General features: G+C 65.1%; 14 protein-coding genes and 2 pseudogenes. 9 read left to right on the top strand and 7 right to left on the bottom strand.

The genetic code is table 11. The features are described 5' to 3' along the window. Nucleotides 1-196 precede the first annotated feature (196 nt). Nucleotides 197-741, top strand: a pseudogene (locus ACZ7HQ_RS36590) (IS5 family transposase); the annotation flags it as partial. A 144-nt stretch (nucleotides 742-885) separates the two neighbouring features. Here the strand turns inward: ACZ7HQ_RS36590 and ACZ7HQ_RS36585 are convergent. Genes ACZ7HQ_RS36585 through ACZ7HQ_RS36575 form a run of 3 tightly spaced genes read right to left on the bottom strand, consistent with a single transcriptional unit; the run spans nucleotide 886 to nucleotide 3,032 of the window. After that, a complete protein-coding gene (locus tag ACZ7HQ_RS36585) occupies nucleotides 886-1,815 on the bottom strand; it encodes an ADP-ribosylglycohydrolase family protein (protein WP_470999461.1) in 930 nt (309 codons plus the stop codon). Between the two features lie 9 nt (nucleotides 1,816-1,824). Further along, the gene (locus tag ACZ7HQ_RS36580; protein WP_470999458.1) at nucleotides 1,825-2,133 is read right to left on the bottom strand and encodes a flavoprotein; all 309 of its coding nucleotides are present in this window, start codon (nucleotides 2,131-2,133) and stop codon (nucleotides 1,825-1,827) included. 26 nt (nucleotides 2,134-2,159) lie between these two features. After that, a complete protein-coding gene (locus tag ACZ7HQ_RS36575) occupies nucleotides 2,160-3,032 on the bottom strand; it encodes an SDR family oxidoreductase (RefSeq protein WP_470999456.1) in 873 nt (290 codons plus the stop codon). A gap of 162 nt (nucleotides 3,033-3,194) precedes the next feature. Between ACZ7HQ_RS36575 and ACZ7HQ_RS36570 the strand changes: the two genes are divergently transcribed. Beyond that, nucleotides 3,195-4,091 (top strand): LysR family transcriptional regulator, encoded by an 897-nt coding sequence (locus tag ACZ7HQ_RS36570; RefSeq protein ID WP_470999454.1) that lies wholly within the window; start codon nucleotides 3,195-3,197, stop codon nucleotides 4,089-4,091. On the opposite strand, the gene ACZ7HQ_RS36565 is transcribed toward ACZ7HQ_RS36570, so the two are convergent. Then, nucleotides 4,048-4,932, bottom strand: a complete 885-nt coding sequence (locus ACZ7HQ_RS36565) for a transposase family protein (protein WP_470999452.1) — start codon at nucleotides 4,930-4,932, stop codon at nucleotides 4,048-4,050. The genes ACZ7HQ_RS36570 and ACZ7HQ_RS36565 overlap by 44 nt on opposite strands. A gap of 90 nt (nucleotides 4,933-5,022) precedes the next feature. On the opposite strand from ACZ7HQ_RS36565, the gene ACZ7HQ_RS36560 reads away from it, so the two are divergent. Further along, nucleotides 5,023-5,897, top strand: a protein-coding gene (locus ACZ7HQ_RS36560; RefSeq protein ID WP_470999450.1) for an IS5 family transposase whose coding sequence is annotated in 2 segments (ribosomal slippage) — nucleotides 5,023-5,374 and nucleotides 5,374-5,897 — 876 coding nt in all. Because the reading frame shifts where the segments join, the coding sequence is not laid out codon by codon here. On the opposite strand, the gene ACZ7HQ_RS36555 is transcribed toward ACZ7HQ_RS36560, so the two are convergent. Next, on the bottom strand, nucleotides 5,852-6,436 hold the full coding sequence (locus ACZ7HQ_RS36555; RefSeq protein ID WP_351623449.1) for a GNAT family N-acetyltransferase: 585 nt from the start codon (nucleotides 6,434-6,436) through the stop codon (nucleotides 5,852-5,854). The genes ACZ7HQ_RS36560 and ACZ7HQ_RS36555 overlap by 46 nt on opposite strands. A 185-nt stretch (nucleotides 6,437-6,621) precedes the next feature. Here ACZ7HQ_RS36555 and ACZ7HQ_RS36550 point away from each other — a divergent pair, with 185 nt between their 5' ends. The 4 genes from ACZ7HQ_RS36550 (at nucleotide 6,622) to ACZ7HQ_RS36535 (ending at nucleotide 9,223) form a co-directional block, all read left to right on the top strand. Continuing rightward, nucleotides 6,622-6,801 carry a hypothetical protein gene (locus ACZ7HQ_RS36550; protein ID WP_470999445.1) on the top strand — a complete coding sequence of 60 codons (180 nt, stop codon included), beginning with the start codon at nucleotides 6,622-6,624 and terminating at the stop codon, nucleotides 6,799-6,801. Further along, complete coding sequence (locus ACZ7HQ_RS36545) at nucleotides 6,774-7,286, top strand: hypothetical protein (RefSeq protein WP_470999442.1); 513 nt, start codon at nucleotides 6,774-6,776, stop codon at nucleotides 7,284-7,286. The genes ACZ7HQ_RS36550 and ACZ7HQ_RS36545 overlap by 28 nt, the downstream gene beginning before the upstream one ends. A 146-nt stretch (nucleotides 7,287-7,432) precedes the next feature. After that, the gene (locus ACZ7HQ_RS36540; RefSeq protein ID WP_470999440.1) at nucleotides 7,433-8,044 is read left to right on the top strand and encodes an integrase core domain-containing protein; all 612 of its coding nucleotides are present in this window, start codon (nucleotides 7,433-7,435) and stop codon (nucleotides 8,042-8,044) included. Nucleotides 8,045-8,710: 666 nt separating this feature from the next. Further along, nucleotides 8,711-9,223 (top strand): hypothetical protein, encoded by a 513-nt coding sequence (locus tag ACZ7HQ_RS36535; protein ID WP_470999438.1) that lies wholly within the window; start codon nucleotides 8,711-8,713, stop codon nucleotides 9,221-9,223. A 951-nt stretch (nucleotides 9,224-10,174) separates the two neighbouring features. Here ACZ7HQ_RS36535 and ACZ7HQ_RS36530 read toward each other — a convergent pair. Continuing rightward, a complete protein-coding gene (locus ACZ7HQ_RS36530) occupies nucleotides 10,175-11,503 on the bottom strand; it encodes a right-handed parallel beta-helix repeat-containing protein (RefSeq protein ID WP_470999436.1) in 1,329 nt (442 codons plus the stop codon). 829 nt (nucleotides 11,504-12,332) lie between these two features. Here ACZ7HQ_RS36530 and ACZ7HQ_RS36525 point away from each other — a divergent pair. Next, nucleotides 12,333-13,079, top strand: a pseudogene (locus ACZ7HQ_RS36525) (IS5 family transposase). 86 nt (nucleotides 13,080-13,165) lie between these two features. Here ACZ7HQ_RS36525 and ACZ7HQ_RS36520 read toward each other — a convergent pair. Beyond that, the gene (locus ACZ7HQ_RS36520) at nucleotides 13,166-13,636 is read right to left on the bottom strand and encodes a hypothetical protein (protein WP_470999434.1); all 471 of its coding nucleotides are present in this window, start codon (nucleotides 13,634-13,636) and stop codon (nucleotides 13,166-13,168) included. A gap of 582 nt (nucleotides 13,637-14,218) precedes the next feature. Between ACZ7HQ_RS36520 and ACZ7HQ_RS36515 the strand changes: the two genes are divergently transcribed. Further along, complete coding sequence (locus ACZ7HQ_RS36515) at nucleotides 14,219-14,602, top strand: hypothetical protein (RefSeq protein ID WP_470999432.1); 384 nt, start codon at nucleotides 14,219-14,221, stop codon at nucleotides 14,600-14,602. The last annotated feature ends 1,018 nt before the right edge of the window (nucleotides 14,603-15,620 follow it).

The following is a 15,620-nucleotide window of genomic DNA, read 5'->3' as shown; positions in this document are numbered from 1 at the left end:
AGGGAGGCCACTTCCAAGACGGCGCATAAACGGCTCTGGCCCCCTTCTGACGCGATGTCGGAACGGGAGCCAGATGTTGGTAGCCGGGGGCGGGATTTGGATAGGCAGGGAGTGGCGGGGTGGGGAGCGTTAGGCGGGGCAATGAGCTGCTGCTGGAGTCCCGCACCGGGGGAGTGGTTGGGGGAAAGTGGCTGCGGTCGTGTGTGTCGACTCCACCACCGTGCGGGCCCACCAGCATGCGGCCGGGGCTCGAAAAGGGGGCCCTGGCCGGGTGAGGCGACCGGCCGGTCCCGCGGCGGGCTGACCACGAAGATCCATCTCGCCTGCGACGGACAGGGTCGACCGCCGGCCTTCACCATCACCGCCGGAAACGTCAACGACTGCACCCAGTTCGAGCAGGTCATGGCCCGTATCAGCGTCCGCCGGTGCGGGCCCGGACGGCCCAGGACCCGACCCGAGCGGGTCGGCGCCGACAAAGGCTACTCATCGACGACGATCCGCTCCTACCTGCGCAGACGCGGCATCAAGGCAGTGATCCCGGAGCGGATCGACCAGATCAACGGCCGCCTCCGCCGAGGCGAGAGCCTGTGCCGGCTGGACCGGGCTGCCTACCGGCGTCGCAACGTCGTCGAGCGTTGCTTCAACAGGCTCAAGCATCACAAGGCCCTGGCCACCCGCTACGACAAGCGCGCCCGCCAGGCACTGGTCACCCTTGCCTGCCTACGACTCTGGCTGCCCTGACTTTGCGGACACGGCCATGGTCATCCAGTGCTCGGGTTCGATGTCGAAGCCGATCGAGTCGTCCTCCTTGCGGAGCCACTGGTCAGGTGACTGCTGCTGAGGGCTGGAGTTCGTGGAGAGTGCCGTCGCGGAGCAGCATCCGGTTCAGCATCCGAGGCGGTGTGCAAGGTGGAGCAGATCTGCTAGGTGCAGTACCCGTGCGTCGAAGCCTGGGAGGGGGACATGGAGTGGCTGGGTCCAGCGGGCGGGGATTGCGTCCAGCCCGTAGTACGCCCCCGCGAGGCCTCCGGTGACCGCGGCGACGGTGTCCGTGTCGCCGCCGAGGTCGATTGCCGCGCGTATCGCGTCTTCGAAGCTGGTGGTGGTGCGCAGGGCCCAGACGGCGGAGCCCAGGCAGGGCCAGACGGCACCGTTGAACTCGGTTGCCTGATCGGGGTGCCAGTCGGGCGAGAGGACGGTGGCGTAGCGGCTGCGGTGGTCGGGGTGGACATGGGCCAGGATGTCCGGGAGCGCGGTGAGGGGGTCGGTGTCCTCGAACGTGACGCGGATGAGTTCGTGAAAGATCGCGGTTCCTTCCCAGGCCGCGCGGTCACCGTGGGTGAGAGCAGCGATGCGGCGCGCGGCGTCCATGGTGGCTTCTTGGCCGGCGGCCGCGAAGTGGACTGCGGAGGTCGATGCCCGCATCAAGGAGCCGTTTCCGGCCGCTCGTTGGTTGACCTGGAAATGGATCGCGGCGGCGAGGTCCCAGGGCATGCCGTTGGTCAGGACGTCTTCGGTCTGCAGGCCGATGTCCTTGGGGTCTGATGCTGCCCACCGCTGGAAGCGGGCGAAGATGTCCGGAAGATCCAGTCCGCCCTGCTCCAGCAGCGACTCCGCGACCAGGACGGCCATCTGCGTGTCGTCGGTGGCCTCGCCGGGGTCCCAGCCACCGCCTCCGCACATCTCGCCACCGGCACCAGGCGCGGGAAACCGCGCGGAGAACGCTGCCTGGGGACCGAATTCGAAGGGGCCGCCCAGGGCGTCACCCACCGCTGAGCCGACGACCGCGCCAGCGGCCCGCTGAATCCGCTTCATTCGCGCAGGTTATATGTGCCGCGCTGACGGCCGCACCGGCCCTGTTCCTTCTTCGGCTCCCTGAACCATCGGCGGCGAACGCCTCTCGTCCACAGAAGTGCCACCTGAGACACCCTGGGGCTGAGACACCTCGGCGGGCCGGTGGCTGACGTCTGCGAGGGCGGCCAGGTCACGGGCGCTCAGATCCGTCTCGTACGCCCTCGTCCGCTGGCCCGCGGGGGTCTCGACCAGGTGCGTCTCCACGCCCGTCTTGCGGGCCAGTTCCAGCACGCGAACGCCGTAGGCGATGCCGGTCGCGCCGCTGATGCCCACCACCACACGACGCGGCTGGCCTGTCTGGCTGTTCAGTGGTCCGCCCCGCTCTGCCAGGCGGCCGCGTGTTCGGCTGTGAAGGCGGCGAACGACCGTGCCGGTCGGCCGGTCAGCTTCTCCACGTCCGTCGTGACGGCCGACGCGCCGTCGGCCGCGTACAGCCCGTACAACTCGACCATGCCCTGCGCCCGCCAGGGATCCCACCCGTCGGCGAGCAGCCCGGCGAGAGCCGCTTGCGGGTCCGCCGCCTCGTACGTCACGGGGTGGCCGGCCGCCTGGCCGAGCACCCCGGCGATCTCGGCGTGCGTCAGCGCGGCCGGGCCGGTCAGCGTGTAGAAGGCGCCTTCGTGGCCGTCGCCGGTCAGCACCGCGACCGCGGCCTGGGCGACGTCCTGCGTGTCGACGTAGGACACCGCGCCTGTTCCGCCCGGCAGCGCCAGCCGGCCGCTGCGCACCGCCTCGGCCATGCCCAGGAAGTTCTGGAAGAAACCGTTCGGCGCCAGCACCGTCCAAGGGAGCCCGGACGCGCCCAGGTGCGCGAACCCGGCGGTGTGCGCCGTGAGGAACCGCACGCCCTCGCCATGCTGCCCGACCCCGGCGGCGGCGTGCAGCACGATCCGCGGGTGCCGCCCGGTGCGTACGGCGGCGTCGATCACGTTCCGTTCGTGCGCGTCCATCTCCGGGTGGACCGCGACCAGCAGATAGACGACGTCGGCGTCGGCCAGCGCCACGTCCAGCGAGGCCGGGTCGGTGAAATCGGCGGCTATCACCTGCACACCGGCGTCCCACCCGGCCGGTACCGCCGAGCCTGCCCGCACCAGCGCCCGGACGTGAGCGCCCTGCGCCCGCAGGCGGGTGACGACATCCGATCCGACGGTCCCGGCCGCTCCGGTGACGACGATCATTCATTTCCCCCTGTATCGACTGCCGCAGTGGTGCCTCGAACACCGCGGGGGGACCGATCCAGCCGCCCGCGCCAACCAGACGATCTCAGCCGCGAGTTGAGGGAACAAGGCGGAATCGGTACACAATCCATCAGCCACACTCATTGATCAGGGGGCAGTGGAGTGGACCTGACGGAGATCGAGGCCTTCCTCACGCTGTCGGAGGAACTGCACTTCGGCCGTACCGCCGAGCGGTTGCTGCTGTCCCAGTCCCGGGTCAGCCAGCTGATCCGGTCGCTGGAACGCCGGATCGGCGCACCGCTGTTCACCCGCACCAGCCGCCGAGTCGCCCTGACCCCGCTGGGTGAGCACACCCGGCACACCCTCGGCGCGGCCTACACAAGTCTCAGAAACAGCTATGACGAGGCATGCGCGATCGCCCAGGGCGTGACTGGCACGCTCTGCGTCGGCTTCCTCGGCTGCCTCAACGGGCCGCCGCTCACCGAGCTGATGCTCGACTTCGGCCGTCGGCACCCGGCCTGCGAGATCACGGTTGCGGAAGTGCCCTGGACCGACCCCTACGGACCGCTGCGCAAAGGCGAGATGGACGTCGTGTTCACCCTGCTGCCACTGGACGAACCGGACCTGAAGGTGGGGACGGTCCTGGTGTCTCATGCCCGCGTGCTGGCCGTGGCCCGCGACCACCTGCTGGCGCGGCGGGACTCGGTAGATATCGAGGACCTGGCGGACTGGGTGCTGCTCGACGGCCCCGCCGAACTGCCCGAGGCCCTGCGGCACGGCTTCTGCCCGCCCTTCACCCCGCTGGGCCAGCCCCTGCGCCGCGGTCCGGGCGGCCGCACCTATCAGGAGGCACTGCACCGGGTCGCCACCGGGGAACGCGTGTGGACCACCCACGAGGGGCTCTTCCAGACTTACGCGCACCCCGGAGTGGTCCACCGTCCGTTGACCGGCCTACCCCCGGCCAGCGGCGCGCTGGTGTGGCGTGCGGACGCGGAAACCGCCAAGATACGCGCCTTCACGGCGCTGGGCACGCAGATGGTCTCCGGCCGGACCGGGTGACCGGCGCTCGCGCCGGTGTGGGCATCGCTGGCAGCCTGTACGGGGCGCTCGGCACCGCCCAGGCCGCACAGCACGCCCTGAACGAGATCTTCGCCGTGCCCCGCCACGCCCGTCCCGACCCGCTGCGCTCCCGCCTGAAGGGCCTGAAGTTCCTCGGCCTGCTGCCGGTCGGCGTGGCGGGTGACCACCGCGCTGTCAGCCGCCGAGTCAGCCGCCAGCGTGTTCGACGCACGGCTGGCCCTCGGAGCCCGCTTTGCCGCCGCCCTGGCGGCCAGTCCACGAGCCGTGCGGCGGTGGGCCAGTGCCGGACTATGCCACTGCCATGGTCCTGGACTGGCACGGTTGCTCCGGCCACCGTCACAGCTCCGCCAGCGCCGACACCCGGACGGTCCGGCACCGTCGGCGCCGTCAGCAGCCTGAGCAGCCGGGTCTTGCGCGCAGCCAGCCGCAGGCGGCGGCACAGCCGCGCGGCCGGACGTCCGCCGAGTTCGATCGCCATCGACCGCAGCCAGCCCGTCAGCCCGGTGCTGGAGCGGCGGTGCCGCTCGGACAGGCCCGGCACCTGCTCGACGAACGTCTTGCGGGGACAGCTCTTCCGATCACAGAAGTACCGGCGGACCCGCAGCCGGACTATGACCCGGCGAGAGCCCAACGGCCTTTCATCCAGGGTGCGTTGGTGCGTGCTGTGTATGCGCCTCGCTTGTTTCCGGCAGTCCGGGCACCGGCCCGGACGAGTGGTGGACACCGCCTCCACCACAAGGACGTCGGAGGAGTCGCTGATGCGCTCCACTCGCACATCGATCCCGGGAAACAGCACAGCCTCGACCGTCTTGCTCGCCATGCCAGGAAACACTCTGCCGAAACGATCCTGCGGGAATCGCCCTAGGGCGTGTGTCGAAAGTAGATCTTGGTCGTGAGATGATCTTGATTTGTGGCGCGTGGAGAGCTGACGGATGAACAATGGGCGGCTTTGGAGCCGCTGTTGCCGAGGGGCAAGAAGCCCGGCCGGCCGCCGATATGGACCCGGCGGCAACTGATCGACGGCATACGATTCCGGGTCCGCACCGGCGTCCCCTGGCGGGACGTGCCCGCAGACTACGGGCCGTGGGGTCGGGTGTACGACCTTTTCCGCCGCTGGCAGCGAGACGGAACGTGGCACCAGGTCTTCACCGCCCTGCAGAGCCGGGCGGATGCGAAGGACCTGATCACCTGGGACATCAACGTCGACTCGACGATCGTGCGGGTCCACCAGCACGCCGCCGGGGCGCGCAAAGGGGGGACCTTCAGAAGGAGCCGCCCGGCGGCGTCGCCGTTGAGCCGGACGACCACGGGCTCGGACGCTCGCGCGGCGGGCTGACCACCAAGTTGCACCTGGGTGTCGAGCAGGGGCAGAAACCCATGTCCATCGTGATCACCGCCGGGCAGCGCGGGGACTCCCCGCAGTTCGAGGCCGTCCTGGGCCGCATCAGGGTGCCCCGCCTGGGGTCGGGCAGGCCGCGCACCCTGCCGAGGCGGGTGCGCGCGGACAAGGCGTACGCCTCCCGGAAGAACCGCGCCTACCTCCGGCGGCGCGGCATCCGCTGCACCATCCCGGACAAGGCCGAGCAGGCCCGCAACCGCAAGAAGCGTGGCTCGCTCGGCGGCCGTCCGCCGAAGTTCGACTCCGCGGACTACAGGGCGAGACACGCGGTCGAGTGCGGCATCAATCGCCTCAAAAGACACCGCGCCGTGGCCACGAGGTACGACAAGCTCGCGGTCCGCTACGAGGCGACCGTCCTCGTCGCGGCCATCAATGAGTGGCTGTGACCAGCGTCGTCGAGAGTGATCCAGTAGCGGCGCTTGACCCCGGTTTCGGTGCTGCGCACATCTTCGAGGACGCCACCATTGCTCTCGATGGTGCGCGCCGAGCCGACGTTGCCGTCGTCACAGGTGAGGAGGACCCGGTCCAGACCGAGCGCCGGCGCCTTGAGTAGAACCGCTCCCAGCGCCCACGAGGCCAGTCCGCGTCTCCTGGCAGAAGGCCGAACGCTGTAGCCGATATGTCCGCCGCCTTCCAATAGAAAGGCGTTCAGATAGTGCCGAAGATCGATGGCCCCGAGGTAGGTCTCGCCATCGACGATCCACCAGTGGGTGGCGTGGACGCGTCCTTCCCCGACAGGCAGCGACCGGTCCGATTGCTGTCGCAGCCGCTGGACCCAGGAGGCGAACCCTTCCGGGCTGTCAAGGTCATCGTCACCAATCAGACGCAGGCCAGCCCCGTCCTGGTGAGCACCAGGCTGCCACTCGTCACGTGCCGCGAGCCACGAGGAATGCAGCCGTCCCGTGGGAGCGATCAGTTCAGCCATGCAAGGGACGATAACACCCGCACCCCCTGTGTGATCAGGCATTTTGTGCCGGATTGGGAGCGTGGCCCGTCGGATGGGGTGCACGTAAGCCAGATCGAGCCGAGATCGCCTCACTCCGCCGCGATTGCTCAACCACTACCTTGATCCACTTTCGACACACGCCCTAGACGCTCCGCCTCACGATCATGAACGGGCGCAACCTGCGCTCAGGCGACCCGGCCGGCATCGAGCAGGAGATGTGGGCCCTGCTCACGCTCTACCAGGCCCTGCACACCGTGATGGTCGACGCCGCCGAGTCCCTCCCGGGACCGACCCGTACTGCTGTTGTTTCAGTATCGTGCTCCAAACCGCCCGCGACCAGGTGATCCAGGCCACCGGCATCGTCACCGCGGACACCGATCGGGACACTCTCCTCGGGACGACCGGCCGCCGCATCCTGACCGGCCTGCTCCCGCCCAGGCGACAACGGGTCAGCACCCGCAAGGTCAAGGCACCGATGTCCCGATACAGCCAGAGCCATGCCGACGGCCGACCCGATTCCAGCTGCTCCGTCACCCGCCTCGACGTCACCGTCCTCGCACCCGTGGATCTGTCACCCGCGCTACCCACCGCCTCCCGGGACGACCGGCACGCCAGCCCTGCCGCGCGGCGCCGACACCGCATCCTGGCACTCCTCCAGGAAGACCCCACAGGTCTGTGGCAACCCCGTGAAATCGCCGCCCACTTCGGCGACGTCACCCTGGAGACCACGTGCAGACAATTGAATCGGTGGGCCGCCAGCGGCCTCATCCACAAGCTCGGCCCCGGCCTCTGCGCCGCAACACCATGGTCTCCATCTCGACTCGTGTGACCTGCGAAAACGCTAATTTCCCGGCCTTGGGGCAACGCCAATACGTGACCAGATCACGGTCCTTGAGCGGCAGCTCGGTACGGACCGGGTGACGTTTGCCTCGCTCGGTACGGACCGGGTGACGTTTGCCTCGAACGACCGACCCTTTGGCACGGGGCTCGAGTACGTGGGCAAACTTCCTGCGCTCCCAGGCCGAGACTGCTCGTCTGCGACTCTTCGAAACGGTCAACCTGGCCGGGGCCCGGCTGTACGCCTTCGCGGTGATCGAGCACGCCAGCCGGCGGATCCGGGTCCGGGGCACGACCGCGCACCCAACCGCAACCTGGCTGGCACAGGCCGCGAAGAACCTGGTCATGGACCTCGAGGACGCCGGCTTCCACGCCCGGTTCCTGATCCGGGGCCGGGACGGCAAGTTCCACACCCTGTTCGACAACGTCCGGAAGGACGCAGACGTCGAGGTCGTACTCACCGGGGTTCGGGTACCCCGCATGAACGCGATCACGGAACGCTCGGTGCAGACCTGCCGGCGCGAGCTGCTGGGCCGCACCCTGATCTGGAACCAGGGACACCTGCTCCACGCCCTGCGCGAGTTCGACGACTTCTACTACTCCCACCGGCCTCACCAGGGCATCGCCAACGCCCGACGGCTGCGCTCCTCACCCGCGCCCATCACGGATCCGGACGAGACAGTTCGCCTCGATGTACGTAGACGAGACCGCCTTGGCGGCATCCTCCACAAGTACCAACATGTCGCGTGACCTTCCCGGACGAAAATTTCCGCCAGGGCAGGTCTGATCCGGCGTCGGGATGATGCCTGCATAGATGAACGGCGGGGCAGCGGCGCGTAGGTGGCACGCGCCTGGGCGACAGCCAGACGTCATGACTCGGGCTGGATTGGCCCGTCGCGGTCCATGAAACAGGTGAGCTGCACTCCCGGGTACCGTGCGTCGGGCAGCACGCACGACCGTACGCGCTTCCTTGGAAGGCGGCGGAAGGCGGCTCCGGACTGCAATCCACGCCGGGAGACGGGGCTTGCCCGCGCCGCTGGATTGCCTTCCTCGCGCGCGCTCGTACTGCATGGGAGAGCCGTGGGAGCGCGCGTGGGCGACGGTCAGCCCTTCCAGGTGGGTTGAAGCGCCCGGAGGCGCGCTAGCTGTCCTGTCCAAGGAGGCTGCTGACACGGTTCACGCAGCGCACGGTGGGCAACTCGCGCCCCCTTAGAGCGCCAATCACTCCTGTGCGCTACGTCGTACGCCTTGCCCTGGGGAAAAATGAGGCTCAGCTTGAATCTAGGCACTGGATTCCAAGTGTTGTGTGTTTGCGCCGCAAGCATCCCTCGAAGATGACGTGACGCGCGGCGTCAGGAACGCACAACGTCTTCGCTTTGAAGTGAACCGGAAGGAATTTTCGTTATGGGTAATCATATGAGAAAGTCGCTTGGGGCGGGGTTGGCTATTGGGGCCTGCGCGCTGATGGCTGCGGGCACGCCAGCTGCGGCCAGTAGCCAGGGTGATGCGCGGCTGGCGGTGTGCAGCGGTTCGGAGAACATTAGCTATTCTCCAGGCTTGAAGATGACTTCGCAGAGCGTCCACTACAGTGGAGTCGACAGCTACACGTGCGGGGGAACCCTCGGGCTGACGTTGAATTTCGATGGAACGGCCGACCTTTCGTGTCTCAATCTGTTGAGCCCCCCGGTCAGCGGCACAGCACCCATGCAATGGAGTGATGGAGAAACCAGTACCTGGAATTGGTCCACGACCGTGGAGAATGTCGATGGTGTGCAAGTCATTTCGACGACGGGGACCATCACTGCGGGCAAGTTCCAAGGGCACAATGCCATCCAGACCATTACTGAGCCGCCTCCGTCGCTTTCGTCCTGCTCGTCGAGCTCGGGGCTGACTTCTCAAAGCGGTACCACTACTTTCCAGGTGCTGTGACCGCGCAGGTTCGCCGGATTCGTGGGAGTCGCCGGGCCCTCGCGTCAGTACCAAGGCGCGTCCGGGCCCGGGCGCAGCAGATCCGAGTGCGCCCCATGATGCTCCCGCGTGCTCAGGTCGTACATCTAGCCAAACGGATTGCGTCCAGGGATGCTCAAAAAGCGGTTGAACATTTCCGCTCGGCCGCCAAGAAAGATGGAAGCACGTAATCCAATTTCAATCATCTCGGCAGCCATGAACGAATGGCGAAAAATGGGAATTCACCAGAGTAAACTTCAAGCGCGTTAAGTAATCGCGCGATCCTATTCCAGCAAATGGAACCGTCCCATGAGATCAATATCTTCAATTCCATGGAGCAATGCTTCAAGTAAATTAAACCGTAGAATTTTCTCATGTCCGGCGCTCGGCGGAGCAGTCTTCCTGCTTGGCGTCGCACTGAGTTTCAGTCCTACGGCACAGGCCGCCCCGAATGAGGTTTCCGATTCACAGTACATTTGTTCTGGAACCTCCACAACGACCTACGATCCAGGCCTGACCCCGACCCCGCAAGCTGTCACCTTTGCGGGCAGCGCTGACCTTTCATGCCTACCCGACCTACAGACGGCGCACTACGAAGCAAGCGGAAGCGGCACACTCTCGTGTGCCCCCAATATAAACCCGTCCTCCGGCACGCTCACCATCGAATGGGGCGATGGGCAAACGAGTGTAATCCCGTTTACAACTGCGGTCGTTACCCGTCCTCTAATTGGAGTAGTGCTGGTATCTACGGGCACGGTGCAAAGAGGACGGTTTGAGGGGCGAATGATGACCAACGAAGCTGTTGATTCCCCTTGGCGACCCAGTAGGCTGCGTTGTTGGGCGGAGTATCACAAAAGTTACAGGCTCGGCGACACTGACATTTACATAAGCTCCGCCATTTAGGCCGCGGCAAGACCAGCTCTTGCCGCGTCCTTAAGTCAGATTGTTCGCGATGGCCTTGGTCGGACCCCCTTGGTCGAGAAGACCTGTTCCGTTGCCGATGAGGTTGTTTCCGGCGATGATGTAATTGTTGCATCCGCCGAGAACGCCAATGCCGTATGTTTGCCCAGGGAGTCCTCCGTATGGACCCACTCTGCAGTTCCTTACCGCGAAGTTCGCGGTCGACCCGTTGAAGATCATTCCGTATCCGGCCTGGTTTCCGGTTGCGATGCAAGAGTCGACATGCACATTGGTTGCGGGCCCGTTAACGTATAGCCCGTTTCCTTTATTATTGAAGAATCGGTGCCCGATGAATTCACAACCGTCCACGGGGCCGCCAACGTAACAACCGTCATACTGCTGGGTAGTCGATGACCAGCAGTTGACGAACGTCAGCCCCCGGACCGTTGCGCCAGCACTAGGGAGAATCAGCATGTTTCGCGAATAGGCGGTGTCGAAGGCACAATTACTGAAGAAGCACCATGTAATTGATCCGCCACTCGGCGTGTCGATGAGGAAGTTATTCTGGGCGTGGATGAAGTCGCAGTTGTCTGCCCAGACGGCCCCGGTCTGAGTGATCCTCAGGCCTGCGGAAGTTGCCGTGTCCATCACGATATTGTTGATGTAGGTGTCATTACCGCCGTTCACCCAGATTCCGGTACCATCATGGGCGAAGTTCACATAGTATCCGCGGTTGATGAAATGAATGGCGCCATTTCCGTCGACCTGGATTCCGATGTACTGTGATGCCATATCAACATCCTCGACATGGACGTTGCTCGCATTGTAGAAATGGATCGCCGCACCGCCAGTGCGTACTACTTTGGAGATAATCGCGAGGCGTTGAACACCACCGCTGCTGGAGACAAGCAGGTTCAATCCGTGCGGGTCGGAAGCGTAGCTCTGGTCGAAATAGAATACATCGCCGTTAGCGAAGGAAGCATCGACGAGAATCACCGAGGCGGACTGGCCGTCACCCTGGAACGTGATCCCACGGGTGTTGACCCGAATCTGGGTGGTGACCAAATACACACCCGTGGGTAGGTATACGATACCGCCGCCCGCCGCTACGGCAACCGCGAGAGCAGATTTGATTGCGGCTGTGTCGTCCGTCGTCCCGTCGCCCACTGCGCCGTAGTTCTTGACATTGAACACTCCATTTACCGCAGGCAAGGCCGATGCCGCTGCCGCTCGCGAGGGATGAGTAATAGATACGGCCGATAAAGCGGCGCCGCCCGCAAGTGAAGTGCCCGTCAGTGCGATCGCACGGCGGCGATTAATTGGCATGTTTCTTTGATCCTTGGTCTCGTTACTCTGTGACATTTCAGCCTCCACGTCTCGCTATTTGATTCGCGCCTTGGACTTTGTGCATTGATCTTCGCGGCGACGAGCCTGCAGAATTTCACCACAAGGTCGCCGCGGACCCGTATCCTGGCCTTGTGCACCAGGTGATAACGGATAGTCCCCGACAATGAGATGTGCCGATCCGAACTTAAAGGAAAGAGGTAGCGGATGTGTTGCCCATCCGCTGCTGGGTCAGGCGAACACGTGTGCAACTTCGCGATCAGCTCGCCCGGCAGGGCCGCACGTCAACAAGGACCCAGTCGATTCCAGCTCGCGGGTAGCCGGCCGTGTGCCACCTGCTCGAGTCTCGACAGCAGCTGATGCTGATGGCTGCGCCTGCCCCGGCCCACGCCTCCCCTGTGCTGGCCAGCCCACCTCGGATACGCCGATATCTGTTGACCCACTGGTCACTCCTTAGAATAGATCTTCCATCCGGACGGGGGGATCCACGCATAAGAGGCCTGCACCCATTCCTGTGTGACGATCGCATCGCCTAAATCGGTGATGCGATGGAGGTGTCTACTGATGTCGCGCGTCAGACTTTGTGGCAGGACTCGTTTCTTGGGGGCCCTGCTGTGTGAAGGAGTCTGATCGTTCATGGTGAGGCCGCCGGCATTGCCGACCGACGAGAAAGCACGGATCGTGCTGTCGATCCTGACTGAACCTCTTTCATCCTGTGCTGGCGGGTGAAATGGGCTGATCAGCGGGCGTGGTGACGAGGCAGGGCCCCTCGTCGTTGGCGTGGTGATTCCACTCAGCACACCGGCGACCGAAGGGGCCCTGTTCCTTAGGGATCATCGTTTCCCTCGTGGGGCGGGGTGATCTGACAGACGACGAGTGGGCGCGGATCGCGCCGTATCTGCCGAACTCCGGTCGCCGGGGCAGGCGATGGAACGACCACAGGACGGTGATCAACGGGATCCTGTTCCGGGTCCGCACCGGCATCCCGTGGCGGGACCTGCCGGAGCGGTTCGGGCGTGTGTCGGGCCCGCCAGCACGCCGCGGGAGCACCGCGCAAGGCGCCTCGGGTCCCCAAACGGAGATCGATCCCTCGGCAGCACCGCCCCGACGAGGGACTGGGCCGCTCCCGAGGCGGCCTAACCTGCAAGATCCACCTAGCCGGGGAGGGCGGCCGCCGACCGCTGGCCCTGTTGATCACCCCCGGCCAGTGGGGCGATAGCCCACAGTTGATTCCGGTCCTGGAGCGCATCCGGGTCAAGCGGCCCGGCGGCGGCCATCCCCGCACACGCCCCGACCACTTGGGCGGCGATAAGGCATATAGCTCCCGCCGCAACCGCCGCTACGTGCGCCGGCGCCAGATCAAGCACACCATCCCGAGCCGAGGGACCAGCGCGGTCACCGCCAGCGCCGCGGCAGCAAAGGAGGCCGGCCCGTCAGCTTCGACAAGGAGAAGTACAAGCGCCGGAACGAGGTCGAGCGCATGATCAACAAGGTCAAGCATTCCAGAGCGGTGGCGACGCGCTACGACAAGCGCGTCTACGTTTTCGCCGGCACAGTGACCGCCGCGTCGATCCGCCTTTGGATCAGGCAGTGACATGCCGCTTGCGGCGCCCTACCGCAGGCGCAGGACCGAAGCACTCCACCCGAGGGCCTCGGGCGTGTGCCAGCGTGGCCTCTCTCCTACGCGAGCCATGCCTGGCCTGCGGTGAACGCTTGCTGATGGGCTGGGTTGCGTTCCAGGACGCGCTTCCACAGCTCATGTGCCTGCGCTTGATGACCGGAGCTGACGAGGAACTCGATCAGGTCCTGGGCGAAGCCCCATGCGGTGAGTAGTGCGTCAGGAACTGTCTGCGGAAGCTGTTCGGGATCGGCTGAGCCAGCAAACCACGGGAGCGCGGTGCTGCGAAGGTGGGTGGCGCACCGCTCCAACCTCGCCCAGTGCTCCTCGGGACGGGTAAGCACCACGACGTACTCGCCGGACATGTCCAGGAAGCTGGAGCCGCAGACGATCGCCTCGACGGATTCGGGACGGCGGACGGTCAGCTCTGGGTTGGCCCGACGCCATGCAGCCAGGCCGTCATCGAAAACGGTCAGGCTCGCCACGATGAACTGGATCGAATGTCCCGACCGGTTCCACTTGCTCTTCTCCAACTGTGATCACCTCACGGCGCCCCGCCCCACGCCGCTCCAGTGAGTGCCGGGAACTGACCCAGTTGAACCCGTCGAGCATCAGTGCCAGACACCTGGCCCCGGTCTGAACAACGTCAACTGGTCTTTCCATCTGTGTCAGACGAGCAATGAGGTCATCAGGCTGCGGCGACTCCACGTCGCTCATGATGCCCCACGATGATCCGCCGGACAGGCCCTAGCCTAGTCGGCGGGTGGTTTATGATCGCGAGTCGGCCGCATCCTCACCCGTAGCGCCGTGCGCACCCTCTCGGCGCAGTCGTCCGAGCCGCGTCATCCGCAATGTGCTTGGTCTTCGCGCTTGGCGCCGACGGTGGCCAGTTGCTGGTCGTGTCCCTTGTCGTGCAACACCGTTGTGTTATGCCGTCGGGCGTCTTGTCAAGTTCATGAACGAGAGGACGGGACCCTTGGTAGATCCCTGTGGTGACGAGCCCAGAGATCGTCGCACCGGAGGTCCCGTTGCCGCGGCATTCTGCCATTCCGCCACCCGTGGCGTCAGCTCAAGACGCGGTCGATCGTCGGGACGCGGGCCAGTAGTCTCCGGCCATGGGAGATGCGGTCAAACCGGAAACGCTGCGTCCCGCTATAGCCAGCCCTGTAGCCGAGTTGAAGTCGTACGAGGTTCCGGCTGAGTGCGTGCGTCTGGGGCTCGCGCTGGGTGAAGAAGACGAAGCCTTCAGGAGCAAGTTCCGCTACGTTCTCACGCGCCTGCGACCGCTGGCCGTGTCGGAATTGACCACCGCGGCCCGCAAGCTGGTGGACGAGTACGACGTTCCGGCGCTGGAGCAGATTCTCGCGTCGCTGGGCATGACCGGAGTCCGCCCCCGCCGCCATCTGATGTCTGCCTCCGACTACCGCACCGAGATGACCAACCGCCACACCGTCTGGCACCGGATCACCGGCACCACCCTCCTGGCCACGACCGCCTGACGGCGCCACCGCCACCACCCGAGCGCGCCCCAACTCGCCTGCACCATCGACAACGTGACAAGCCCGGAACGCCCTCAAGACCAATCCCCGACGGCTCTTCGGGTTTCATCGCTAATGTCCCTCTCAAGGATCACCCACGTGGCGCCCGGCCCAAAATCTCTTATCAATTTTAAGTAACCAAGCCTCTCCAATGCCTCGGCCACTCTGACCACTTCTGTGATTTTTAGGCCCGCAGTATCAGCGATCTCCTGAAGCTCAAAATCCTGATATCCGGCCCATGAGTGCTTCCTGATGGCCAAAAGAACAGAACGCCCTCCTTCGTCTAAGTCATCCGGCAAACCATGACTCCCTTCGCTGAATTGGTTGGTACCAGCGCTGCTGCTACGCGTATGGTTCGCAGCTTCGTCGAGACCGGAACGACAACAACTGACGCCGACCCCCCTATACACGCCGTACTCGCTCAGCCTGCCCGGCAGAGCGTCCAAACGGCAGGCGGTGAACTGTCATACGAGTCCTAATTCTCGTTCCTACGGGATGACGCCCAGTCAGCATGCGAAGCCCCATGTGCCCGGGCACCGGAAAATAGGTCCATGGAAATTCATTCTGATCTAGATGCTCAGTCTTGCCGCCTTGGCCTCGTGAGGCCATGTGGACATCCCACACATCCGACAGGAATCCTACGTGAAAGGTTCATGGTTCTAGAATCGAAACGTCCCCTGCGGATGGGGAGTCAGCCGCCTCACGGCGGACGCCCTTCCCCCTGCTCAACGGCAGCACCACCATGATCACGGGCGATGTCACCGCTCGCGTCTTGTGCGCAGCGATCACCATGAGCCAGCTGCGCGGCATCGGCTGCGACCGCCAAGAATCGCTGGGGCACATCCTGCACCGGCTTTGTCAGGTTGAGCGGGGTTCGGAGGGGTTGTCGCGCGTCAGACTTTCTGGCACAGGGGTTTGTTTGAGCCCCGTGAGCATGTAGGAGAGGCTGATGTCCCGTCCGCCGCAGTTCCCGGTGGAG

Source organism: Streptomyces sp. NPDC037290, from assembly GCF_055603245.1.
The sequence above is the reverse complement of the archived record's forward strand: the minus strand, read 5'-3'. Positions and strand labels throughout refer to the sequence as shown.